The sequence below is a fragment of the Lysinibacillus fusiformis genome, from assembly GCF_003049525.1.
Lineage (GTDB): Bacteria > Bacillota > Bacilli > Bacillales_A > Planococcaceae > Lysinibacillus > Lysinibacillus fusiformis.
The window spans coordinates 1-24,957 of sequence record NZ_PYWL01000015.1 but is presented as its reverse complement, the minus strand read 5'-3'; the positions used below and the strand labels follow the sequence as shown (position 1 = coordinate 24,957).

The following is a 24,957-nucleotide window of genomic DNA, read 5'->3' as shown; positions in this document are numbered from 1 at the left end:
TAATGCTCCTACAAGGAATCTTCCTTTTTCAAAAATTTAAAGGGGGCTGTTCATCATGAGAGAACCTACAGCTTCACCGTTATCAAAAAGAAAATCATGGGCAGGGTGGTCTATCCACCTTTTCCCTATCCCTGCAATTATAATTTATGGAATGTTTGTGCTTTATCCAATTCTAGCGGCCTTATCCTATAGTTTTTTTGAATGGAAAGGGATGGCACGAGGGGACTTTATTGGCTTCCAAAACTTTGTGACGCTTTTCACAACAGAACCTTATGGCTCCATGTTTTGGAATGCCTTCAAACATAATGTTCTTTATTTTATTATGCAAATGGTGGTCATGAATGGTGTAGCTTTCTTTTTAGCATTTATTATCTACCAAAAAATTAAAGGTGCTGAGTTTTTCAAGGCAGCCTTTTTTCTCCCGCGAGTCTTATCTGTAATTGTCGTAGGTTTTTTATGGAAGCTTATTTTAAACCCCAATTTCGGAACCTTAAATGTCCTTTTAGAGAAATTAGGTTTAGAGACGTTACAAAAGGCTTGGCTCGGTGATCCTGGAACAGCTTTGATTACAATTATTTTAGTCAATTGTTGGTTTGGACTAGGATTTGGCGTCTTAATTTTTTTAGCTGGGTTTCAGGGCATCCCCAATGAATTAATTGAGGCTGCAAGACTAGACGGTGCAAAGGGCTTCACCTTATTACGTACGATTTATTTACCTTTAATGGTGCCATCGATAATGATCATGGGCATTTTAACATTTATTCAATCCTTTGAGGCATTTGAACTTGTTTATGCCATGCAAGGTTCGATGGGAGAGCCTTATTATTCTACAGATACATTAGCCGTGTTTTTCTATCGCTTAGCATTTGGTAGTTCTACAGCTTCTGGTGCGACAGCTATTGGCTTAGGGTCTGCGCTAGCGACAGTACTGTTCCTATTTATATTAATTTGTACAACGCTATTTTTACGCTTGGCCAATAAAAAAGACGTCCAAATGTAAGGGGGAAGTATGTGAAGCAAGGGGCCATTTGGTTTCGACCATTCTATTATCTTGTTGTGTTTACAGTGGCGACAATCAGCTTATATCCTATATTGTTAATGATCTTGTCCTCCTTTAAGAAAAGTGTGGACATTTATAAGGATCCATTAGGCTTTCCATCTAGCTTTAGCTTAGATACTTACCGCACATTATTGTCTAAAATTCCATTTACCACATATTTTTTGAATAGCCTATTTGTCAGTGTTGTATCTGTTGTACTGATTGTTGTTGTTTGTTCATTGGCATCCTTTTATATTGCACGCTTTAAATTTTCTTGGAATCATGCCTTATTCTTCATTTTCTTATTAGGCATGATGATCCCAATAAAATTGGGGATTGTCCCTCTTTTCATTTTAATGCGTGATTTAGGACTAATTAATTCTTTATGGTCTTTAATTTTAATGAATACAGCGACAGGTATACCTTTATCCATACTCATACTAACAGGCTTTTTTAAAACGATGCCGTCTGAATTGGAAGAGGCTGCCCGTATGGATGGAGCAGGTAATCTAAGGGTCCTTTGGTATGTTGTTTTGCCATTAATGCGACCTGCACTAGGAACAGTCGTGATTATCAATTTTATCGCAGCATGGAATGATTTTTTCTTCCCGCTTATTTTTATTACGGAAAAGATGAAACGGACAATCCCGGTCGGAATGATGTCGCTGTTTGGGGAGCATTCGGCTGATTGGGGCTCACTATTTGCTGGACTGACATTAGCATCATTACCAATGATTCTATTATTCTTTATTGCTTCAAAGCAATTTATGGAGGGGCTGACGGCAGGTGCCATTAAATAAGCAATATATTATTGGAGTCGATGGTGGTGGAACGAAAACCCGTGCCATAATCGGTACAAAAGAAGGAAATATTCTCGCCTTTATGGATGGACACGGTACGAATATAAAATCAACTCCAGCCCATGAGGTAAGGCAACATATTGAACATTTACTGGAGAGTCTAGTGCAAAAAATAAGCGCTACAAAATACGATGTTTCAACGATTTTCTTATGCGTAGCAGGAGGGGATCGTCAGGAGGATATAAAACGCTGGAAGGCGTGGATAGCTCCTATGTTCCCTTCTACTTCCTGTAAAGTTACTGTCACCAATGATGCAGTCGCGGCACTTACTAGTGGGACGTTTACACAGGAAGGGTTAGTAGTTATAGCGGGAACGGGCTCAATTGTTTATGCGGTTCAACAAAATTCAATTAGTCGTATGGGGGGATGGGGTTATCTATTGGGAGATGAAGGAAGTGGCTACTATATTGGACAAGAGGCATTGCGTACCATTACTCGTCAATATGATGCTTATGGTTTAAATGAAGATGCCTTTTCTAAAGCCATTTTAGAGCATCTAGCACTAACAGATCCTACGGAAATTATTACACTAATTTATGAGCATTCGCAGCCACGCATATGTATTTCCTCTATTGCTAGGACGGTATTACTTTTAGCTACCCAAAATAATGAGATAGCGAAGAGGATTGTTGACCGTGCAGTTACCCATTTAGTTCAACTTCTCCAAATGATGTATAGAAAAGAACCACAGGTGAAAAAATTTCCAATTGTTACTTGTGGAGGATTATTCGAAAATCAATACTTTGTTCAATGCTTTCAAGCAAAATTGCAACAATCTACTATTGATAATCAAATTATTCAGCCTGAAGTACCACCTGCTATTGGTGCTTTTATAAATGGACTCTTTAGTGAAGGAATTCCAATGACAAAGGCTTTACAACAAACAGTAAAGGAAACTTGGATGAGTGTAAAAAAATCGAATGGAGTGATTTGATTTCGATGGAGCGAATGACAAAACTGACGACTGAGGATTATCATCCAGACACAACCAATTTGGATTTAATGTCCATTGCTGAAATTGTAAGGCTAATGCATGAAGAGGATCAAAAAATTCCACAGGCTATTGCCAAAGTATTACCTGAAATAGAACAGGCTATTATGGCTGTTGTACATGCGCTAAAAAATGGCGGTAGATTGTTTTATGTAGGGGCAGGGACAAGTGGGAGAATAGGGCTGTTAGATGCTGTTGAATGTCCACCCACATTTAGTACTTCGCCTAAACTAGTGCAAGCCATATTAGCGGGTGGCTCAGAGGCAGTAATGATCGCCATAGAAGGGGCAGAAGATGATTTATCTTTAGGTCGTCAAGAATTGGAGAACCAACGCTTAACAAATCTAGATATAGTCATTGGTATTGCGGCAAGTGGTAGAACGCCTTTTGTCAAAGGAGCTTTAAATTATGCTCAGCAAATGGGAGCCAAAACGATTAGCTTGGTCAGTAACGCTCGTTCCACCATTAGCGAAAATGTAGATATAGCTATTGAGGTTATTACTGGTCCAGAAATTCTAACTGGTTCCACTAGACTAAAGGCTGCAACCGCCCATAAACAAATACTCAATATGATTACAACCGCAACTATGGTCAAGCTTGGTAAAGTCTATAAAAATTTAATGGTGGATGTTCATGCTAGTAATTTTAAATTGCGAGAACGTGCCAAGCAAATTGTTTGTGAAGTGACAGGAGTATCGTATATTCAAGCTGAGCAAGTTTTAGAGCAAACCAATTATCAAGTAAAACTGGCTATTGTCATGTTACTAACAAATACAGTGTTAGAAGAAGCGACAGCATTACTCGCCCAATCCGAAGGGCATGTCCGTAGAGCAGTAGAATTACGTAAGCTTTGAAGAAAGAGGTGGATGGAACTGCTCCATTCACTTTTCCCTGAAGGCTACATACTAGAGGTGGGGATGGACGTATGGAAAAAATAAATGCCGGTTTAATTATGCTATCAGAAATGCGTGAGAAGCTGCCCCCTTCCGAGAAAAAGGTGGCGAGCTTTATTTTAGAGCATCCCACTCAGGCGATTAAAATGACCGCTGTAGAGTTGGGAGAGGCAAGTCAGACAAGCAGTGCAGCTGTTATACGATTATGCAAATCTCTGCATGTCAGCGGCGTTCAGGAATTAAAATTGCGTATTGCTGGTGATTTACAGCGTAATAACACCGACGACAGAGATATAGAGGCAAATGAGCCGTTACAATCAATTGTAGAGAAGGTGACCTTGCAAAGTAGTGAAATTTTGACACAAACGGCTAATTTAATAGATAAGGCTGAATTAGAACGTGCTGTATCAGCTTTAGCAAAGGCTAGAAGAATTATATTTTTTGGCGTAGGTGCTTCTGGAATTACTGCAATGGACGCAGATCAAAAGTTTTTAAGAATTAATAAGCATAGTAAAGTATTCATGGATTTACATTTAGGAGCTACAGCGGTCGTCAATGCACAGGAGGGGGATGTGGTAGTCGGGATATCCTTCTCTGGGGAAACGCACGAAGTGGCCAAAATCCTTGAAATAGCGGGCCAAACTCCTGCTACTACCATAAGTTTAACGCGTTACGGTAATTCATTAGTATCGAGTTTAGCCGATATTTGTTTATATGTGTCACCGAATGTCGAAGCGACCTTTAGAAGCGGTGCCACTTCCTCTCGTCTTGCCCAGCTTCTTGTCATTGATATTTTATTTATGGGAGTAGTGACCAGTGCCTATAATCAGACAATTGATTATTTAGATGAGACACGAACGGTTATTCAAGGACTGCATAAAAAAGTTGCTAAAAGAAAAATAAAGTAGAACGAAGACGATTTCTTAGCATCGTCTTCGTTTTTATTGCTCTGTCACAAATGGAGTGTTGATACAGCAGGATCAAAAAACTAAACATGGGAGAAAGATTACTAGCTCCAAGTAATTCAGTTACATCCACTGTAGTATCCAAAGGCAAAGCAATAGGGCCAGAAAAGATTTGTAGCAGCTCTTTCTAGTATTCATACAAAAAATAACACGGATATTAGCAAGTAGAGTTGCTAATGACCGTGTTATTTAAAATAGGCTAGACTTCTTTTTTGAATAGTTTTCCTGGCCAAAAGGCGTATTTGCCTAGAACCGTTGTAATGGCTGGTACAAGCAATGGTCGAACAATGAATGTATCCAGAAGGACACCGATTGCAGTGACGACACCGAATTGAACAAGTACTTGAATTGGTAATGTTGCCAGAACAGCGAAAGTCCCTGCTAAAATGAGACCAGCGGATGTTATGACACTTCCCGTACGGACAACTCCTTCTTCTACAGCTGTTAAATGATCCGTTGTTTTACGTTTTTTCCAAATCTCTGAAATCATAAAGATATTATAATCTTCGCCGAGCGCTACTAAGAACACGAATGCATACAACGGGATAGCTCCAGAAATGGCTTCTGCCCCCATGATATGATGTAAAATCAGCCAACCTGCCCCTAATGCTCCAAAGTAAGAGATGATCACGGTTGCTAATAAATAAACAGTGGCCGTAATGGAACGTAAATAAACAAATAATAATAATGCTATTAAAGCAATCATAGTTGGCATAATAACCGTTTCATCACGCTTAGTTATTTGTTGGGTATCATACTGACTAGCAGTTTCTCCACCGATCCAAACATGCTTATCAGCATTTTTAAGCCCACTTTGCTCCAGCATTTCGACAACTTCTGCCTTTAACTCAGGAATATGAGCCAATGATTCCTTTGCATAGGGGTTGGCATTTAAAGATAGCTCATATAACTGAATAGCGTTATTTTTTTCACCTATTTGCACATCTGCCACGCTATCAATATAAGAAATTGTTGAAAGCTGTTGCTGTAAATTAATTTCATTTTCCTCTGTATCAATCACTAATTGTACAGGTGCTAATTCTCCAGGCGAAAAATTCTCTTCTATTAAAGTGAAGCCTTCTCTTGACGGCATGTCTTTTGGGAAGGATGAAAGTAGATCAAACGTATATTGAATACGTGGAACGAATGCCGCTAATCCACCAAGTAAAATAACAGTTACAGTAATAACTATCCATGGCTTATGCGTAACGAAATGTCCGATTTTATGACTAATCTTATGTGACGGCTTATGTTGTTTCTTCCCTTTGCTAAGTGCCATTTCTTCTGTACGTGGAACAAATGGAAAGAAGGCTACACGACCAATGATAACAAGAATAGCAGGGAGGACAACGAGAGCTGCAATTCCCATTACAAGTACACCAAAGCTGAATGGTACTGCAAAGCGTTGGAATGCGCCGTAATGAGCAAGACTAAGGGTAGCTAGGCCAATGACCACCGTCAGGGCACTCATTAAAATAGCACCACCTGATTCTTTCACAGCGAGTTTCATTGCGACAGTTTTATCCTCAACATGGAAGAGAACTTCTCGGTATTTAGAAATCAGGAATAAACAATAATCCGTACCTGCGCCAAAAAGCAATACCGTCATAATAGAGACAGCCTGCGAATCTTTATCAATCCATCCTTGATCCGCAAAGAAGCCTAATGTTGGGCTGATCACTCCATAGGCAAGACCTACAACTAGTAAAGGAATAATAGCCAGTAATGGCGAACGATATATGATAATAAGTAATACTAAAACAAGCAATACGGTTGCAATTAATAGCTTCACATCTGCTTGGGAGAATAAACTAACAGCATCAGTAGCGATTCCAACTGGCCCTGAATAACGTACATGAAGCATGTCATTCGAAAGTTTCTTATCTAATTGAACTTTGTTACTCTCCATTACTTTTGTAAGTTTATCTAAACTACCTTGTAGGGCATCTGTAGCGACACCTTTTTCAAAAAACACAGGTGTAACAATGGTTGTGCCATTTTCTGAAGCAGCGGCTGATAGAGCCTGCGGAGGCATTTTATCAAATGGTGGAACCATCGTTTGATGAGCTAATGGTTTAGCTTGAAGCTCACTGTATATACTTTGTATAGCCGAATAGTCTTCAGTCGTTAGACCGCTGTCTCGGTACCAAACTAATAATAATGGTGTACCGGCATCATTAGGGAATTGTTCGGCAATCATTGCCGCGGCCTGTTCAGACATTTCCGTGTCAGGTAGGTTTTTGCCTGACTCACTTTCGATGCTATTAATTTGTGGCCAAGCAAAAGACAATACAATGACTAATAATACCCAAAAGGCTAGTGCTAATAAGCGCCCCTTTTTACTTGCAACCATTGAGCCCCATTGCTCAAGTGGATGTTTTTTCATGAGAAGACCTCCATTTCATGTAAGTGATTTAATTATATATACTAGAAGGTTAATTAATCAATCTAGAAATACTGATATGTTATAATATGAGTAAAAAGACTGCTTATTTATAAAGGAGGTGAACTTGTTGAAACAGTCACCGCGTATGCTTGGAAGACCTCGCCATGATGAAAATGCGAAACCGACAAAAGATCTAGTCCTTGAGACGGCTACAAAACTTTTTATTAAAGAAGGCTACAAAAATATTTCGATGGATGATGTAGCGAAAGCTTGTAACGTAACAAAGGCGACTATCTATTACTACTACCCAACTAAAGGCGAATTGTATACATCGGCACTCATTGCTATGATGGATCGCATCAGGCTATCCATTCTACAAATTTTGGAGCAACAAAAACCATTTAAAGAACGACTTGAACAGCTCGTTGAAGTTCATTTATCAGCAACTATTGATATTGATATGAATAATTTTATGCGGGAGGCCTCCATCAATTTATCGGAATCTCAGTTGAGACAAGTACAAGCATCCGAAAATGAAATGTATCAAACGATTGAGCAGGCTATGCAAATGGAGATGGAGAAGGGCACGATTCGAAAAGGGAATGCCAAGTTTTTTGCTCATAACTTTATGGCATTGATGACAGTAGGGTATTTTAAAGATGGCGATGGAAAAACTTTGTTAGGTTCAGTAGATGTAACAGCAAAAGAAGTAACAAATTTCTTTTGGCTGTCTGTTCAAAATAAATAAAGCTTTGAAAGGAGTTATCTCATTAAATTAGAGATAACTCCTTTCATTGTTATATTTCAAAAAAGGGTTCTAAAAACGACAAGAAAGTGAATGATCATAAAAAAATTTGATGCATTAGAAAATTTATGATAGTAAGGCAGTTAATAGTTGATAAAATCAATGAATTTTGAAAAGATTGTCGAAATTGTGATTTAGCGCATTGAAATAATGTACAAACAGTCTTATAATGAAGGTTGTAATGTCACCAAGACAAGATAAGGATGGTATTATGATGCGCTTTTTGCGACTTAAAGTTAACATTGTAATAACAAGTCATACGAATCGCTATCCAGCCCTTGTGACTGGTGATTGTGTAGGATATACGCTGTAACGACTGTTAAGTTTTACCTTAATGGTCTTTTTTACATGTAAGCAATAAAAAATAGTACTAGTGATGGCAAAGGAGAGTTCAAAATGTCAGAAACGAATAACCAAACACAGGCTGAACAAGTAACTGTGAGTAAAGAGCAATTAGATGTACTAGATCAATTACTAAAACCTGAAGTTCAAGAATCACTTACAACTTTAGTTGAGCAATTACCAAAGTTAACTGAAATGATGACTTTATTAACGAAATCATACGAGTTTGCTCAAGCTGTTGCAACAGATGAAGTGCTCAAAAATGATACTGTTGGTGCAGTAACAGAAATCGCTGGACCTGTAGTAGGCTCTGCGAAAAACCTAGCAGCAACTGCAATTGAAGCGAAAGACCGAGCATCTGAAAGCCACGAAGTAATTGGTTTATTCGGTCTTGTGAAAATGTTAAAAGACCCTCAAGTTCAAAATGTATTCCGTTTTGTTAATGCTTTCTTACAAGTAAGCTCAGAACGCAAAGCTAAATAAGACTTAAGGTAAATTCAATTCGTAAGGACGGAGGATTAATTAATCATGTCAAAAGAAATCGTCATCTTAGGTGCAGGTTACGCTGGCGTTTTAACTGCATTAACAGCACGTAAGTATCTATCAGCTGATGAAGCTAAAATTACTGTAGTAAACCAATTCCCAACACACCAAATTATCACTGAACTTCACCGTTTAGCAGGTGGTACAATTGCAGAGGGTGCTGTTGCATTACCACTTAAAAAAATCTTTAAAGGTTTAGACATCGATCTACACATTGCAAAAGTAACGAAATTCAATGTAGATAATAAAAAAGTGGATTTAGATAATGGCTATACATTAACGTACGATACGCTTGTAGTATCTTTAGGAAGCCAAACTGGTTTCTTCGGTATCCCTGGATTAGAAGAAAACTCAATGGTTCTTAAATCAGTAAATGATGCCAATAAAATTAACAAACATATCGAAGATCGCATTAAAGCATATGCACAATCTAAAGATGAAGCAGATGCAACAATTGTTATCGGTGGTGGCGGTTTAACAGGTGTTGAGCTTGTTGGTGAAATCGTGGACAACTTCCCGAAAATCGCTGCAAAACACGGTGTTAACTTTGCGGATCTTAAAATTAAACTTGTTGAAGCTGGTCCAAAAATCTTACCAGTACTTCCGGATACACTTATCCAACGAGCTACTGAAAGCTTAACAAAACGCGGTGTAGAATTTATTACTGGAACACCTGTAACTGGTGTTGACGGCAACGTTATTTCTCTAAAAGACCGTGAACCAATTATTGCAAACACACTTGTATGGACAGGTGGGGTAGCACCACTTCCACTAGTAGGTGAATCAGGCCTTGCAGCTGATCGCGGTAAAGCAACAATTAATGAATTCCTACAATCTACATCTCACGAAGATGTATTTGTTATTGGTGACGCATCTGTAGCATTACCAGCTGATGGTGGTCGTCCACTTTACGCACCAACTGCGCAAGTTGCGTGGCAAATGGGTGAGCTTGCTGGTTATAACGTCTTTGCACAATATAAAAATCAAGAGATGAAAACATTCTCTGCAGTGAACTCTGGTACACTTGCAAGCCTTGGCCGTAAAGATGCGGTTGCTACAATTGGTGCAAGCAACACAGAACTTAAAGGTCTTCCTGCAACATTAATGAAAGAAGCTTCAAATATTCGTTATTTAACACATATTAAAGCTCTATTCGGTTTAGCTTACTAAAAATTATTATCCCACTTCCATTAGGAGGTGGGACTTTTTTATGGAAAGTTTGCTCTTACGATATTTGTTTATTAATTACTTCAAAGAGAGTAAAATTAATACAAATCTAGTTACTGGAGTGATGACATGTGTTAACGATATTTCAATCAAAAAGAGAAGATATAGAGCAATTTAAGGATAAAATTGATGAGTTGAATGCAAAGCTAGATAAGAAGGACCATGAATTTCAAATTTTTCTCAATGAATTACATAAGGAATTAATTTCGACGATTGGACAGCACGATATAGTTAATCATCAACATGTCATTTTGGGTGAAATGGTTACTACTATTTTAAACGAGTTTAAAATAGTAGAAAACAGCACCATTGAATCCAATATCATATCTGGCCATGCTCTAGAAAAAGGAAACTCTTTAATTCTTTCATCAGATGAAATGGTTTCTTTATCGATTGATAGTAAACAAGCTGTAAAAGAAGTTCAGCATGTTATTGATGAGCTTGGTGAGCAATCAAGAAAAACAACAAATAGTATGAACCATTTAAGTGAACGTTCAAAGCAAATAACAGATATCGTCAAAGTCATCAGTGAGATTTCTAATCAAACCAATTTACTAGCATTAAATGCATCTATTGAAGCAGCGAGAGCAGGGGAGCATGGCAAAGGGTTTTCAGTCGTTGCAGAAGAAGTACGAAAGCTTGCTGAAAATACCAAATCAAGTACAGAGGATATTGTGAATCTTACGAAAAAAATTGAGGATCAAATATCTGAGGCATATGAGGATAATAAAAATAATATGCAACTGGTGACAGAGGGACTTCAAAAGAGCACGGATACGTCTGAGCAAATTAACGTATTACTCCAAATCATTATGAATGTCCAAGGTGAAGTGAAGGAATTACTTCACTATATAGATAGCCAAAAAATTTCGACTGAAGATGTCATGAGTAAATTTAAAACAACGACAGTACTTTTTGATGAAACAAATAAAGTTTTAACTGACCATATTGATGAATCAGATATGGTCACAAAAAAATTACTAGAAGCAGTTGAAAAGGTGAAGGGTTTCCCTCATTCAATTTAACTATAGTTTTACTTGATACATAAAAAAGCACCGTTCTAAAAATGATTAGAATGGTGCTTTTTCGATACTAAAGTTTGGATTTGAATATTTCTTTTGTAGCTTTCTGTATTAGCTTTGGTAGCACGCCGAAGGAATAAGGCTTATAAACTCTCTCAGTCCATTTGTGTCCATCTTTTCCGTATACACCCATAGTAACAGAAGGGATATTCATTTCCTTTATTTTCTCAAATGGTAGGGGATAGAGTGTATCCCATTTTGGGAAGTTATTGAGCAACTCTTGAAGTTCCTCTTGGGTAGAATGAATAGATAAGAAGCTTCCATCCGCTAAGTAAGGGAAAAAGCGCTTAACTTGAAATACTTCGCCTGTTTCATACGCTACCTCATCAACGACTTGTGATATGGTCTGCTTTAATAACTGATCTCTTACCACATTTTCCTTTAAATAATTATGGGGTAGGAATGGTGGTGCAAAGAATAGCACAACTCGAGGCTTATGCTCTGGATCTGCCTTTTGCATGGCATCAACGATTGCAAACGACTGTTGGCGTAATTCCTTGCCTGCATTTTTTCTCAAGACATCAGCAATAATAGGCTCGGTTTGAATACCCTTTCCGTTTAAATAAACAATAAGCTCATCATAAGTAACAACCTCTATATGCCATGATAATGAACGCTTAGGTACGTTGGAGCGTTCAATATATTTCTCATACTGAAGCTGTAAATATTGTTCTGCCTCAAGACATGCCTGTTGTGCGACAGACTTAAGTTTCTTAACAACATGATCTGGTGACTCTTCATATAAAAAATAGTTAAAATAAATGTGGCTAGTAGACGCCGTTTGTACCGTATAGGATTCTTTGGTGTCACGTTGGTATAAGCATGTAGGTGGAAGGATAGTTTCTCCTGCAATTGCCTCCGTTAATGCTAAATTATTATGAATATGCTCTGTTATTTTAGCTGCCACATAATTGGGATCGATACCACTTAATGTATCTCCCACATGTACTTCCCGCCCATAAATGTGGAAGGAGGGTAGTAACTTTCCTGCAACACCAGTATAAATATAACGGTGAGGATCTTCACCATATAAAGGAGTTGTAAAGTCAGTATTAATCGCCATTAGAAAATCTAGTGCTTGTTCCATTTTTAAACGATTAAGCTCATCTAATGCATCAATAATTCCATTATGCTCTGCTTCTTCGCCACCGTTTAAAATAAGTAATATATTTCCTTCTAATTCATGAAGATGATTGGTGAAATATTGAATATTGGCAATATGGACTGCAGCTCCGCTTTTCATATCTACAGCTCCACGCCCAAACATCCAGTCGCCACTTTGAGCATCCTTCTGTACATCCGTATTTCCTTCATAGGTTTTAAAGAAATCCTCAAGCTTGGTAGGAGAAAAAGCAAACTCTTTTAAATGACCATAATCTTCTATATCCACTGTATCTAAATGAGCGTGATAAATAATTGTCTTTTTTGTTGCATGAAGACTTTTTACGAAGGCAAAAAGATTTTTTCGGCCAATGGGGTCCTGTTTTACGTTTAAAGTCCAAAGAAATGCAGGGTTTTCTTGATAGTAAGGGAATTCCTTCATTTTCTCATAGATATACTCGATAATTTTCCCTTCACCTTGAGTACCATTAATACTATTAATAGTTACTAACTCATTTGTAAGCTCTTCAATTTGCTTTGCGATGGGTAACTGTCTTAGTTGTGAATACATGTATATTGCTCCTTTTTTGTTCGATTAGATATCATTCAAAATAGCAACTATATTTACTTAATTGTTTCGTTATATGAAAATAAATCCGCATTGTGGAATATAATTCATCATATAAGAAAAAATCGTAAACGTCAATTTTCATTTTTATAAAATTCTGTTTCTTTTTATTAATTTATTCGGTTGCAAGTCTATATAAATGAGTAAAAATTCGTTAAAATGAATAAAAGGAGGATGAGCAATGATTCAATCCATTGAAAGAGCAATGATGATTATTCATGTACTAGCCAAGAATCCTAAACGATTCTTTTCTGTTCAAGATATATATAATGAAACAGACTTACCTAGCAGTACAATTTATCGTTTATTGTATACATTAGAAAACTTTGATTTAGTAGAAAGAAATGAGGAAAAAAAGGAATTTCGTTTAGGGTATACATGGTTACAGCTCGGCATGAAAATGTACCACCATACAAATATCCGAGAAAAAGCCCATCCTTTATTAGAAGAGCTTGCCATTAATGTGCGGGAAACAACATATTTAAATATTCCAAAACTAAATAATTCTATTATTATTGATCGTGTAGATAGCCCAAAAAATGTACGTATCATTGATATGATAGGTGAAAAAATCCCCTATCCGATTGGAGCAGCGAATAAGGTATTACTTGCATTCTCAGAGAAGGAAATGCATGCAGGCTTTCTAAAAAATATAAATGATCTTGAAAAAATAGAGTTAATGGAACAATTAAATGTCATCAAAGATAAGGGATACTCCATTAGCTATGGAGAAAAAACAAAGGGAACAGTATCGGTGGCGGCACCTGTTTTTGATTTAAATAAAGAACCAATTGCAGCTATTAGCGCAGAGTGTTTTGAGTATGATACAGATACTGAAAAATTAGAAAGTATTGCAAAGGAAGTCACAAGAGCTGCTCACCTACTTTCACAAGAGCTAGGTCATATGTAAATAGGTCTTTTCCACGTAAGGAAAAGCCCTATTTTTTTTGTTTACCTAGGAGAAGTACTTTGATACAAAGTCGCTTTAGACGGGCGTATCGTTAAAATAAATAAAATGAAAGCTACCATCACCATGACAAATGAGGCACTTACTATAACAAATCGTATAGAAATAAATTCAGCAGTCATTCCAAATGCAGCAGTCAGAATTATGATGAAAAGGGCTTCAAAAAAACCATAAATACTCCCTATACGTCCCATGCTTTCAGCAGGGATATTATTTTGGTAAAAAGTATAGAAACCTGTATTCGCAAAAGCTGTTGCGAATGATAAGAGAAAGCAACCTAAAGCTGCCATAAAAAAAGTATAGGAAGAAGTAAACAGTAAATAACCGAAGGCCGTCATTATAGACCCCATGCCGATTAACCAAGCAGTAGAGGTTTTTTCAACAAAGGCTGAATTGGTTAGAGAGCCAATTAATACACCGACACCTGCAATACTGACTAAAACCCCATATTCTCCCTCTGATAAAGCAAGTACTTGAGTGGCAAAAGCAGCCTCTAAAGAATCAGTCGCTGTCATCAATACAATGGTAGCACTAAATAATAAATAGACTGCCATCACATAGGCATTTTTTAAGCTAAAATGGATGACCAATTTCCAATCATGGAGCCATATTTTATAAAGTGTTGCATTTTCTGTACGATGAGCAAAGCCTAATTGTACATGTCCTTCAACGTCTGGCATCTTTATAGTTATGCAGGCAGATAAAAATAAAGCAATAGCATTTAAGTATATAGCCATATTCGGTGTGCCTATTGTAAATAGAAAGCCTGCTATAGCTGGACCTGTTAGGAAGGCCCCAGAATCAAGCAAACTACGTAATGAGTTAAAGCGTTTTCTTTGCTCTATCGGTATCAATTTAGTGATATAAGTTATAGAGGTAGGATGATACATAGAACTAGTAGCTGTAATGATAAAGACTAAAATATAAATCCATCCTATGCTCGAAAAGCTGGGAAGTGCGACAATCAATATGGACCGGCAAAGATTCAATAGAATCATCAGGTGTTTTTTATTAAAGCGGTCTATTAAACTACCAGACCAAAAATTAGTAAACAATGTGGAGAGGGCCCTTACAATATACAAGCCAGAAACAGCAAGTGCTGATTCCGTCAGATTGAGTACAGTAAGGTTCAAAGCAATAAAATAAATCCATTCACCGATACTAGAAATACCAATACTACTTAAAAGGATAATTGGATAGCGCCACGATTTTAAAGATTTTTTCATATAAATTCCTCCTTCAGCAAAAGTGATCTTGCAAAATAAAAAATCCCACCCCCAAGACAGTAGTCTTAGGGACGAGACGGAAGAATTTATGCTCACGTGGTGCCACCCTAGTTCACTAGTATGTTGCCATAATAGCCTTTTCAGTACGGCATGAATGAATGCTTATACTGTAACTCTATAACGGGAGTACCCGTCGCACCATCATTCTAATAGAAATCCAATGCGCAACTCTGAGGCTTGTTTCAATAATTAGTTCTTGCTCGTTTTCAGCAACCGGAGCTCTCTGGGAAGAACAGCCTTATTTACTCTTCTCTTCACTGTATTTTGGATAGTGTAGCATATATAGATAATTTTGGTAAAGCGCTACATTGAAATAGATGGTCCATTTTTTTGAATGTAAGCTTTCAGTTGCATGAAAAGCGACTCGCAAAACTGGATAGTATGAATCATATTGGAAGCATCCTCAAGGGAATGATTAAGACCATCAAAAACAGCGAGATCGAGAGTAGTAAGTTGAGCTATTTTTTTCTGTGAAAAATGTGGATCTGCTGTGCCAATCGCCAAAAATGCTTGTTTATCTAATAGATTAGCCATTGTATGGTCTAGTGACAATAGAGGTGTTAAGAGTATATATCGAGTAGGTATTAAAGACGACTGTTGCATATAAAAATCTATTATAGGTAAGGTGCCTAATGATTTGCCTATATAAACGGCATTTGTATAAGGCTTTGTTCTTAAGCAATGTTCTACAATAGGATTGACAACGCTATAGACCATATTTGAAATGGCCTGTGGTTCCTGCTCAAACAGTTGTTGTTCAAACGAATAATTGATTTGGATAACATCATATCCAAGCTCTAACAGTAGTAATCGTGAATAATAAAGAACAGGTTTTTCGTAGCTATAGCCTGTACCAGATAACATAAAGCATATGCTATTGCTGTTTTGATCAAAAAAATCATAGGGCATTCCATTACAATTCTCTTGCTTAGGTTTAATTTTCATAAAGATATCTCCAGTCTTTGGAAATTTAGTTTATAATTCGACTATAACAAGGAGGGAGAAAAAAATGAAGGCTATAGTAATAAATGAATTTGGTACGTCTGATGTATTAACATATACGGAATATCCAAAGCCTACAATCTCTACAGGAGAAATCCTAATACGTACAATCTATACGAGTGTGAACTATGCAGATATTAAAAACCGTACAGGTAATAAGGCTAAAGGAAATTTTCCAATGATTCTTGGGTTAGATGTTGCTGGTATTGTAGAAGAGGTTTTTAATGAGAAAAGCAATTTTCAGAAGGGGGACCAGGTCATTGCATTTCCGATAAATGGTGCATATGCAGAGTATGTCGTAGCAAAGGAACAATTGGTTTTTAAAGTCCCCTATGATGTACCGCTAAAGAAGGTAGCAGCTGTGCCAACTGTATCGTTTTTATCGTACATCTTAACACATCAGATAGCACCTATTAGTCAGAATGATTCGGTATTAATTCATGCTGCATCTGGTGGGGTAGGAACAATGCTTATTCAAATGGCCAAAAAGCTAGGCGCTAAACAAATTATTGGAACTGTAAGTACTTTGGAGAAGGCATCGATAGCTTATCAGCTTGGGGCAGATCTTGTTCTTACATACGATCAATTTAGTGAACATGTAAGAGGCTTTACTGGAGGTCTTGGTGCCGATATTGTCTTTGATTCCATTGCGGGAGCTATAACAGAGGAAAGCTTAACTTGCCTAGCACCATATGGCACACTTGTACAATTCGGCAATAGTGGAGGCAAGGCAGGAATTATTAAAACATCGAATTTACATAGTAGCTGTCGTAATGTAAAAGGATTTAGTCTTGGTACGACTAGGGACTTAAGACCGGAAATGTTACAACAGGTTGCTCAACATATTTTTACTTTATTAAAAGAGGATAGTTTTCAAGTGCCTATTGCTAAAGAATTTTCATTAGAGGATATGCCGAAGGCTCATGAACTGATGGAAAGTCGTCAGCATCAGGGAAAAATAGTAATAAAAATATAGAAACAAGGGGAGAGTGACGCTCATAGGAAGAGCGCCATCTCTCTTTATCAACGGTCTAATTCATTTAGTTTTTCATATATACGTCTTTTTCGATATAGCATAATACCCGTTTCAGCAACATCTTGAATCATGCCTTTATTTGCGTATGCGCCGAAGATCATACCAGCAATAGGTATCATTTGAAACAGTTTTTTCCAGCCCATCTGGTCCCGATACGTATAAAATACCTCCTGCCAGCCTTGTAGCTGGGAAATCATATTATCAGTAGCTTTATTAGTACTATTCATAGTGGAAAGCTCCTGTAGGATGGCTTCCTTACCGACGATATCTGCTGATGTGAATTGCAGGCATTTCACAATAAAAATTCGCTCCATTTTATCGTTAGGGTCATAGCCATGTATAATAGCAATTTCTTGCAATGTCTTCAGTGCGGTTCCTAAAATAACAGGTATATCAATAGCCAAGGTAAATATTCCGCCAAATCCAGTAGAAGCCCCTTGAACAGTCGCAAACTTTACACGCTCATTTTGCAATTTATCACTAAGAGTAATCATATCCTCTAATGGGATTTGACCAATATCTGAAATGCCCAAAATATGCTCTGTGGAAGAATGGTTACGGATTTTTTGAATCATGGCTTGTTCATTGATTAAATATTTTCCACCGGATTGTATGTAGTTCCCTAATTCATCGACTAATAATGCAATTTTATTTTGAATAAAAGTAGGCGTCATTTTATCTAACAACTTAAACGGTATTCTACCTAGTTTCTCCCAAAACCATAAATCCTTTTGATCCTTTTCCCAAACCTGAATTTCCTGCAAGTGCTGCTCTAATAGCTGACGGTTCTCCATTATTGTCTATCCCCTTATGTGTTCTTTTACTTTACATACGAAAAAAATAGTATAAGGTTTCGCCTTGTCTTGATTCATCTGTATATTTTTTGTGTCGAAAATAAAGGTTCAAGTACAAATGGACTCCGACCATCTAATAAAATGATATGTTATTGCCAGATGGAAGCAAGGAGTGCAATACCTTCATCTATTTGCTGAAGTGTCAGTCCCCCATAGCCTAAAATGATTAAAGTATCCTCTGTACCATGCTGATAGGAAGTAGAACATGGATAGACAAGAATTCCAATGTTTTGAGCAAGTTGAATCGCATTTTTCTCAGAGAGTCTATTAGGTAACTTCATCACGATATGTAGCCCAGATTTTTCACCGATGATTTGAAATTCCTCCGAAAAATGAGTGGAGATAGCAGTTAGTAGAGCTTGTTGTTTTTTACGATAAACTGTCCGCATTTTCGCTAAATGTTTATCAAATTGACCTTGTCCAATGAAATCAGCTAAAACAAGTTGCTCTACTCTGGAGACAACTGATTTTTGATCATGGTTAAAGGCATTAAACGATGCAATTAATGACTTTGGTAAAATCATATAACTGATTCGCAAAGAAGGCAGCAACGTTTTAGAAAATGTTCCAAAATAAATAACTCGCTGAAGCTGATCCATTTTTGCTAAAGAGGGGATTGGCAGCCCTTTATAACGAAATTCTGAGTCATAGTCATCTTCAATAATGTATGCCTCATTCAAATTTGCCCATTGCAACAAGGCGGCTCTTCTCTCTACGGTCATAATCATGCCCAAAGGAAATTGATGAGCTGGTGTTGTGTATAACATGTGAATTGTTTTTGAAGGAAGAGTTATACCGGCTTTATCCACAGGGATGGCCTTTGTAGACAAACCGCATTGTCGTAAAGTAATATGTGCCCGTTTAAAACCCGGTTCTTCTACTCCGACCTTACTCTGGGGACCTAAAAAGAGACTAAGGGCTTGAAGTTGACTTTGTGTTCCACCATAAACAAACACTTGTGAGGCATCACAAACAACGCCACGTGAACGTTGTACATAGCGCGCAATTTCAGATCGTAAAACGTCTTCTCCTGCCCAAGGACTTGTGGATAAATTATTCCTGTTTACATGTTTTTTCAGGAGCTTATGCCAAAGTGAATAGGGAAAAGCCTCGTTATCCACATGCCCGTTATGAAAATCATACTGAATGTCATTGGATATGATTGTCCTTAGAGGAACCTCATGCTGCTGTTCATCTTGTACCCAATCAAATTCAAAGGGAGCAATAAAATAACCCGACCGTTCTTTACTATAAACATAACCTTCTGCCAGTAATTGTTCATAAGCCTCCTTCACAGTATGTACACTTACATCGAGAGTTCGTGCAAGGGCTCGCTTAGAGGGTAATTGCTCATGACCTAATAGCCTTTTAGATAAAATAGACTGTCTAATTTCTTCGTAAATCTGAATGTATTTGGCTGAATCTCCTGTCAATGAAATGGATAGCTCCACAAGATAACCTCCTCTGATATGGTCTGGTTTTTAATAATTGGTACTTTCCATCCTACCAATTTTACCGTTAAATAATTAAAAAAAGGAGTGATACATCATGGAATTTATTGCATTAGAAAATGAAATAGTTAAACTAAAGCCTTTAGAGTTAAATGATTTATCGGGGATACTAGAGGCGGCGAGTTATCCAGAAATATGGTCACATATGTCCACAACGATTGAAAAAATCGTGGATGTGAATAACTTTGTGGAAAATGCTTTATTAATGAGGCGTAATAAAACAGAATTTCCTTTTGTTATTGTGGATAAAAAGACGGGAGAGATCATAGGGTCTACACGTTTTATGGATATAGATGATACACATCAGCGGGTTGAAATAGGAACAACATGGCTGACACCAGCCTACTGGCGTACCGCTATTAATACAAATTGTAAATACCTATTATTACAATACTGTTTTGAAATCCTTCTTTTACAGCGAGTTCAAATCAAAACTGATCATGAAAATATTCAATCTCAGAAAGCTATTGAGCGTATAGGAGCGACAAAGGAAGGTGTATTACGGAATCATATGATTCGTAAAGATGGAACCACTCGCCATACAGTCATGTATAGTATGACGTTAGAGGAGTGGCCGCAGGTGAAAATTCACTTAAATCAATTATTAGGCGAATCTATTTAATATTTGGGTTTTAATGGATTTTTATTGGCCGCTAAGACTTTTTTTTCTATTAAAAAGTGTCAAAAAATAAGGGGAAGGGTAGAGTACTTAAAAATTGAAAGAGGGTAATCTACTTGAAACCAAAATACACGCTAAGACAAATCTATGGTGAGAATGCAGTTTATACACCAAGAACGCCGTTTAGTGATAATCCATGGATGATGGACGATCCTCATAAACTGGATGCCCTAACCTCTAGAGAAGTAGCAATTGCTGATATTCCTGTATTAGTGCACCGAGCTACCCAAACTGGAAAAGCTCAGGAACTACATCGATTAACAGGTTTACCATGGGTCGAACAGCCTTTTAGTTATGACACACAGGAGGAGTATTTAGCTCATATTCGTTCTTGGTGTGAAGACGACAAAACGATTGTTTGTCAATATATACATGACTTGGATCATATGGACCGTCAATGCTATTGGATGGATGCCGAGAAATTTAATGAATTGAATTCAAAAGCATATATTGATCATTTAATCGATAGCAAATTTGTTCCGAGTCGTTTAAATGTTGAAACCTATAGGCTCTCAGATGCCATCAAAAATTGGCAACCGCCTGTGGTCCTTAAGCCGGGCGATGATTCCCCAACCTCTGGAGGATATGGAGTCATCATTTGCCATAATAAAGAGGAACTGACGGAAGGTCTGCGGCAATTCCGAATGACTGGAACGGAGAGCATAATTATTGAGGAGTTATTACAGACAAAGGACAATTATAGCTGTCAATTTGTCTACTCCGAGGAGCTAGGTATTCAATATTTAGGAGCCTCTCAACAAATTACCGATGAAAACGGTATTTATCACGGTAATATAATAGTAGATGAAGTTCCTGAAAAGGTCATCGAAGTAGGAAGACATATTATGGAGCAAGGCGTTGCAGAAGGATTCGTTGGTGTGGCAGGGTTTGATTTAATTGTCACAGAGGCTGGTGATGTTCAGGCTATTGATTTGAATTTCCGCCAAAATGGCTCCACCTCTATGCTAATGTTTCATGATACTTTAGGTAAGCCTATCAATAAATTTGCCTCCTATGTTGCACAAAGTCCACAGGAAAATGAAGTTTTCTTTCAAACCATTAAGAAGTTTGTTGAACAGAAAATATTATTTCCGTTATCATTTTATGACGGGGATTATTTCGATGAACCTGTTCCCTCTAGATTCGTTGGAATATGGTATGCCGATCAACTTAGCGAGATTGAAAAACTTGAGCAGGAACTATTATAGTAAAAAAAGAATAGTCATTAATCGACCATTCTTTTTTTATAAATAAATGCAGCGAGAAACCAAGAAAGTAGAGACCATACAACTATCGTAATCATAGGAATGAATACATCTGACATTGAATATTTACCTTCTAATGCTTCTGCTAACAGTAATAATTGTGAGCTTGGTAACCATTCTGCAATCTTTAGGATTGGATAAGTAGAAGCAAAATTTAGGGCGATTGGGCCAAAAGAGAAAATTATGATAACCGGTAAAACAATGATGGAACCTTCCATAATAGACTTAGAAAATAGTCCACAAATCGTTCCAAGTGCAATATAAAATACAGTAGAAAGTACTAATGAAATCGCTAAAATGAGTAGGTTAGATGGTTTATATCCGACAATAAAAATAGACATAGCTACCACGATCATCGTTACGATAAGCACAAATAAGCTTTTACCAATTAATATATCTCCTAGTGAGGCAGGGGAGAGCATCAGGCTGCGTAATGTATTTTTCTCCTTCTCCTCCGCAATTAAACAGCATTGTATATAAGCCGTTACCATTGAAAATGTCATATTAATAGGTAAGAGATAAGCGTTGATAGAGGATGCACCGGATTGGTTATATAAAAATGCCAAAATTATCGGTAAGAGTACCATCGAAGATACAGCATAGTTACGTGAAAATTCCTTATAATCTTTCATTAATATAGCTTGAATTCTTGTCATTGAAATATTCATACTAAATCACTCCCTGTTATTTGCATAAAAATATCGCCTAATGTTGGTTCATTTGTATGGATTCGAGTAACGACATTGGCTTTCATCCATTGATACAGCTTCTCAGCATCTTGAGCGCCGTTTTGAATAACTTCTTGTGTACCATCTGTAAGCTCAACAGTCAGAGAATCGGTGCCAAATTCCTGCTTCAAGTCGCTTGGAGCACCAATTGCTCGAATTTTCCCTTTATGCAGAAAAGCAACTCGGTCACAAAGTATTTCGGCTTCGCTCATGTCATGTGTTGTTAAAAATATCGTTGTCCCCATGGCATTCAGTTTTCGTAAACCATTATAGATATGTTCTGTATTTACAGGATCAAGGGCAGAAGTAGGCTCATCTAAAAATAATAATTCGGGCTTATGCATAATAGCTCTAGCCAGTGTAACCCGCTGTATCATTCCCTTTGATAGCTGACTAATCTTCTTTTTACGATCAGCATATAAGTTCACAAAATCAAGAGCTTCTTTAACGGCAGTGACTGACAGCTCATATAACTTACTATAGAGTAATAAATTCTCCTCAATAGATAACCTAGTATACAAACCGCTATTATCTGTTAATATGCCAAAACGTTTACGATTTTGACTTTGTTTCATGTCAGCTGCTGGCTGTCCAAATAATAGAACATTTCCAGCCGTTTTTTCAGTTTGCGCAGTCAATATTTTAATAGTAGTTGTTTTTCCAGAGCCACTCGGACCAAGGAAACCAAATATTTCTCCTTTTTGTATAGTAAAGGAAACATCTTGTAGGGCGGTTTCTTTATTAAAGATTTTTTTCAAATGCTGTACATCAATTACTGCGTTCATGTGTAAGCCTCCTGTTTGTTGTTGATGTCTAAACTATAAACAACAAGTGAAAGGTTCACAGCAAAAATTAGATGAGAGGCGGAAAAAAGACCATCAACGAAACAATATGGAAGGTGACAGGAGTCGTTTATTTCCTGGGAAATCTACTAAATTCCGAGTATTTCCTTTAAATCTGCTAGTTTATTTTTCGACAAAGGCACAACGGTTTTATCAGTACTGTTGAGTGCAAGGCTATAGCTATTGCGTGTCCATGTAATGATCTCTCGAACCTTTTGTAGGTTAACAATGTATGAACGGTGGCTTCTGAAAAAGCCGAATGGTGTCAGTTTTTGCTCTAGCTCATTCAGTGATAGTGTACATGGGTAGGCTTCACCTGCAACATTAACAGAAACGATACCTTCCACACTTTCAATATAATCAATCTCTGGCGGATTGAATAAAATGATCTTGTCATTTTTCTTTGTTGGAATTTTATCAATGCGAATCGGTGAATTTTCAAGTTGGGGAGGTGGTGTTTGCTCTAATTCTTCCGCTTTAACATCCAAGGTATGTAAGCCGGCCCCATCTAATCTATGTATAGCGGTACTTGCAATCATTAAGTCTTCTAGATTATTAGAAAGTAAAATGATGCTTTTTTGCCTTTTTGTGAGTGTTTTTAGTATTTGTTGGACATTTTGCTTGGAAAACTCATCGATATTTTGAAAGGGTTCTTCTAATACAAGAAGAGACACTTCCTGAAGATATGTACCCAATAGCTTTAATCGCTGTTTTTCACTAGTAGAAAGCTTACTAATTCGAATGTTTCTTTGATCAGTTAAGCTAAATATCTTTAATAAATCCTCAACCTCATTAGTTGGACGTTTGAATAATTTTAAATAAAAACGTATATGCTCACGAACAGTAAGGCGTTCATAGAGTGCACTTTCGCGGAAATATGTAAATGTATGATCTCGTTTCATAAACCATTGCATTAAAGTATGTATTTTAGAAACATCCGTGTAGATGCCGATAATCATGCCGGGTTGTAAGGATATAGGAAAGCTCGGATATATCACATTACCTCCCTCAATATAAGGGTCAACCAAAATATCTATATGTTGTTCCATTGTTTGTTCCTCCTAATGTTGTTCTACTCGTAAAAAGTTTAAGATTTTTGCGTGTGCTTGCATGTAGCTAGCTGGACAAAAATTGGAATTATAAGTATCTATAAAACCGTGATATCCTTGATATTGCTCCATTTGAACATTGGATTTATGTCTGAGTTCCTGTTTTAATGCATTCACATCAAAGCTACTTTCATAGCTAGGTAAAATGACCAAAGTTGGACATGATGGTTGGACATCTAAGAATTGTCGTATTCGTGAGCCATAAACACAAATAACTCGATGTAAGGGAAGAGTTGATAATCTCCAGGCTAATGTGGCACCTACACTATATCCAATTAGCACTACTTCATCATATTTTTCACATGCCTTTAGTAGTTTTTTGGATAACATCTCAAGAGGTGCGTCAAAGCCGACTGTATGTAAGAAATAATCATAAGCTTGTTGTGCCTGTTTGTATGAAAAGGATTTTCCTTCTGGATAAAGTGAAACACAGCAAACGGAGGTATACTCGTCAAGGTAGGATTGGGCTTGTTCTTTGATAAATTGATTGATGCCGTATATTTCATGTAATATAAATATTTTTCTTTTCATGACGACCTCTTTTCGCTTTTTCCAATAGTGTAACAAAAACTAACGTTTACGTATATTTTAGTAATTAATGGATTGGGTTTTTTTATTTTACTAGAATAATTTATATTTAGGTTAGATGGGGAAAAGTGTTGAAAATAAAGGGCCACACAATTTAGATATTGAACTGAACCCCGAATAGTGGACACTTTAAAAAGTGACCCTATTCGGGGTTTTTTGTTCATTTCACAAAAAAATCTCGTTATACTAAATATACGAAATTAAGAACGGGAGAAATTAGCATGAGTA

At 37.1% G+C, this 24,957-nt stretch carries 24 protein-coding genes and 1 other annotated feature; of the genes, 14 read left to right on the top strand and 10 right to left on the bottom strand.

Going from position 1 to position 24,957, the window contains the following annotated elements; genetic code table 11:
• Positions 1–55 precede the first annotated feature (55 nt).
• The 5 genes from C9J29_RS21040 (at position 56) to C9J29_RS21020 (ending at position 4,691) form a co-directional block, all read left to right on the top strand.
• On the top strand, positions 56–1,000 hold the full coding sequence (locus C9J29_RS21040; protein WP_170844184.1) for a carbohydrate ABC transporter permease: 945 nt from the start codon (positions 56–58) through the stop codon (positions 998–1,000).
• Between the two features lie 11 nt (positions 1,001–1,011).
• Positions 1,012–1,839, top strand: coding sequence for a carbohydrate ABC transporter permease (locus tag C9J29_RS21035; RefSeq protein ID WP_008179553.1), 828 nt, complete (start codon positions 1,012–1,014; stop codon positions 1,837–1,839).
• The gene (locus C9J29_RS21030) at positions 1,826–2,833 is read left to right on the top strand and encodes an N-acetylglucosamine kinase (protein WP_089987076.1); all 1,008 of its coding nucleotides are present in this window, start codon (positions 1,826–1,828) and stop codon (positions 2,831–2,833) included. Before C9J29_RS21035 ends, C9J29_RS21030 begins: the two co-directional genes overlap by 14 nt.
• A 5-nt stretch (positions 2,834–2,838) precedes the next feature.
• Positions 2,839–3,744 carry an N-acetylmuramic acid 6-phosphate etherase gene (gene murQ / locus C9J29_RS21025; RefSeq protein ID WP_089987077.1) on the top strand — a complete coding sequence of 302 codons (906 nt, stop codon included), beginning with the start codon at positions 2,839–2,841 and terminating at the stop codon, positions 3,742–3,744.
• A gap of 71 nt (positions 3,745–3,815) precedes the next feature.
• On the top strand, positions 3,816–4,691 hold the full coding sequence (locus C9J29_RS21020; RefSeq protein ID WP_089987078.1) for a MurR/RpiR family transcriptional regulator: 876 nt from the start codon (positions 3,816–3,818) through the stop codon (positions 4,689–4,691).
• A 256-nt stretch (positions 4,692–4,947) separates the two neighbouring features.
• On the opposite strand, the gene C9J29_RS21015 is transcribed toward C9J29_RS21020, so the two are convergent.
• Positions 4,948–7,134, bottom strand: coding sequence for an MMPL family transporter (locus C9J29_RS21015; RefSeq protein ID WP_089987079.1), 2,187 nt, complete (start codon positions 7,132–7,134; stop codon positions 4,948–4,950).
• 118 nt (positions 7,135–7,252) lie between these two features.
• On the opposite strand from C9J29_RS21015, the gene C9J29_RS21010 reads away from it, so the two are divergent.
• The 5 genes from C9J29_RS21010 (at position 7,253) to C9J29_RS25010 (ending at position 11,076) form a co-directional block, all read left to right on the top strand.
• Positions 7,253–7,882, top strand: coding sequence for a TetR/AcrR family transcriptional regulator (locus tag C9J29_RS21010; RefSeq protein WP_237068896.1), 630 nt, complete (start codon positions 7,253–7,255; stop codon positions 7,880–7,882).
• 238 nt (positions 7,883–8,120) lie between these two features.
• Complete coding sequence (locus C9J29_RS25015; RefSeq protein ID WP_255319038.1) at positions 8,121–8,252, top strand: hypothetical protein; 132 nt, start codon at positions 8,121–8,123, stop codon at positions 8,250–8,252.
• 83 nt (positions 8,253–8,335) lie between these two features.
• On the top strand, positions 8,336–8,764 hold the full coding sequence (locus C9J29_RS21005) for a helical membrane plugin domain-containing protein (protein WP_004227758.1): 429 nt from the start codon (positions 8,336–8,338) through the stop codon (positions 8,762–8,764).
• Positions 8,765–8,809: 45 nt separating this feature from the next.
• The gene (locus tag C9J29_RS21000) at positions 8,810–9,994 is read left to right on the top strand and encodes an NAD(P)/FAD-dependent oxidoreductase (RefSeq protein WP_008176337.1); all 1,185 of its coding nucleotides are present in this window, start codon (positions 8,810–8,812) and stop codon (positions 9,992–9,994) included.
• A 128-nt stretch (positions 9,995–10,122) separates the two neighbouring features.
• Entirely contained in the window at positions 10,123–11,076 is a 954-nt protein-coding gene (locus C9J29_RS25010) for a methyl-accepting chemotaxis protein (RefSeq protein ID WP_107922718.1), read from the top strand.
• 67 nt (positions 11,077–11,143) lie between these two features.
• Here C9J29_RS25010 and C9J29_RS20990 read toward each other — a convergent pair whose 3' ends face one another.
• Positions 11,144–12,805 (bottom strand): M20/M25/M40 family metallo-hydrolase, encoded by a 1,662-nt coding sequence (locus C9J29_RS20990; protein WP_107922717.1) that lies wholly within the window; start codon positions 12,803–12,805, stop codon positions 11,144–11,146.
• Positions 12,806–13,043: 238 nt separating this feature from the next.
• On the opposite strand from C9J29_RS20990, the gene C9J29_RS20985 reads away from it, so the two are divergent.
• Positions 13,044–13,772 carry an IclR family transcriptional regulator gene (locus C9J29_RS20985; RefSeq protein WP_008176332.1) on the top strand — a complete coding sequence of 243 codons (729 nt, stop codon included), beginning with the start codon at positions 13,044–13,046 and terminating at the stop codon, positions 13,770–13,772.
• 41 nt (positions 13,773–13,813) lie between these two features.
• Here the strand turns inward: C9J29_RS20985 and C9J29_RS20980 are convergent, their stop codons facing one another.
• Complete coding sequence (locus C9J29_RS20980) at positions 13,814–15,055, bottom strand: MFS transporter (RefSeq protein WP_089987082.1); 1,242 nt, start codon at positions 15,053–15,055, stop codon at positions 13,814–13,816.
• 64 nt (positions 15,056–15,119) lie between these two features.
• Positions 15,120–15,382: a binding site (T-box leader), on the bottom strand.
• Between the two features lie 36 nt (positions 15,383–15,418).
• The gene (locus tag C9J29_RS20975; RefSeq protein ID WP_089987083.1) at positions 15,419–16,060 is read right to left on the bottom strand and encodes a hypothetical protein; all 642 of its coding nucleotides are present in this window, start codon (positions 16,058–16,060) and stop codon (positions 15,419–15,421) included.
• 64 nt (positions 16,061–16,124) lie between these two features.
• Between C9J29_RS20975 and C9J29_RS20970 the strand changes: the two genes are divergently transcribed.
• Complete coding sequence (locus C9J29_RS20970; protein WP_089987084.1) at positions 16,125–17,093, top strand: quinone oxidoreductase family protein; 969 nt, start codon at positions 16,125–16,127, stop codon at positions 17,091–17,093.
• 47 nt (positions 17,094–17,140) lie between these two features.
• Here C9J29_RS20970 and C9J29_RS20965 read toward each other — a convergent pair whose 3' ends face one another.
• Positions 17,141–17,947: an EcsC family protein gene (locus C9J29_RS20965; RefSeq protein ID WP_008176324.1), complete on the bottom strand. Its 807-nt coding sequence runs from the start codon at positions 17,945–17,947 to the stop codon at positions 17,141–17,143.
• A 149-nt stretch (positions 17,948–18,096) separates the two neighbouring features.
• Positions 18,097–19,458 carry a MocR-like pyridoxine biosynthesis transcription factor PdxR gene (pdxR, locus tag C9J29_RS20960; protein WP_107922716.1) on the bottom strand — a complete coding sequence of 454 codons (1,362 nt, stop codon included), beginning with the start codon at positions 19,456–19,458 and terminating at the stop codon, positions 18,097–18,099.
• Between the two features lie 97 nt (positions 19,459–19,555).
• On the opposite strand from pdxR, the gene C9J29_RS20955 reads away from it, so the two are divergent.
• Together C9J29_RS20955 and ldmS are read left to right on the top strand one after the other, a co-directional pair.
• Positions 19,556–20,140 (top strand): GNAT family N-acetyltransferase, encoded by a 585-nt coding sequence (locus C9J29_RS20955; RefSeq protein WP_008176321.1) that lies wholly within the window; start codon positions 19,556–19,558, stop codon positions 20,138–20,140.
• Positions 20,141–20,253: 113 nt separating this feature from the next.
• Positions 20,254–21,405, top strand: a complete 1,152-nt coding sequence (gene ldmS, locus C9J29_RS20950; protein WP_089987087.1) for an L-aspartate--L-methionine ligase LdmS — start codon at positions 20,254–20,256, stop codon at positions 21,403–21,405.
• A gap of 17 nt (positions 21,406–21,422) precedes the next feature.
• Here the strand turns inward: ldmS and C9J29_RS20945 are convergent, their stop codons facing one another.
• The 4 genes from C9J29_RS20945 to C9J29_RS20930 all read right to left on the bottom strand — a co-directional run bounded on the left by C9J29_RS20945 (position 21,423) and on the right by C9J29_RS20930 (position 24,672).
• The gene (locus C9J29_RS20945; protein WP_008176318.1) at positions 21,423–22,130 is read right to left on the bottom strand and encodes an ABC transporter permease; all 708 of its coding nucleotides are present in this window, start codon (positions 22,128–22,130) and stop codon (positions 21,423–21,425) included.
• Positions 22,127–22,975, bottom strand: coding sequence for an ABC transporter ATP-binding protein (locus C9J29_RS20940; protein WP_008176316.1), 849 nt, complete (start codon positions 22,973–22,975; stop codon positions 22,127–22,129). The genes C9J29_RS20945 and C9J29_RS20940 overlap by 4 nt, the downstream gene beginning before the upstream one ends.
• Before the next feature lie 146 nt (positions 22,976–23,121).
• Positions 23,122–24,081 carry a LytTR family transcriptional regulator DNA-binding domain-containing protein gene (locus C9J29_RS20935; protein WP_008176314.1) on the bottom strand — a complete coding sequence of 320 codons (960 nt, stop codon included), beginning with the start codon at positions 24,079–24,081 and terminating at the stop codon, positions 23,122–23,124.
• 12 nt (positions 24,082–24,093) lie between these two features.
• A complete protein-coding gene (locus tag C9J29_RS20930) occupies positions 24,094–24,672 on the bottom strand; it encodes a dienelactone hydrolase family protein (protein WP_043990110.1) in 579 nt (192 codons plus the stop codon).
• Positions 24,673–24,957 lie beyond the last annotated feature (285 nt).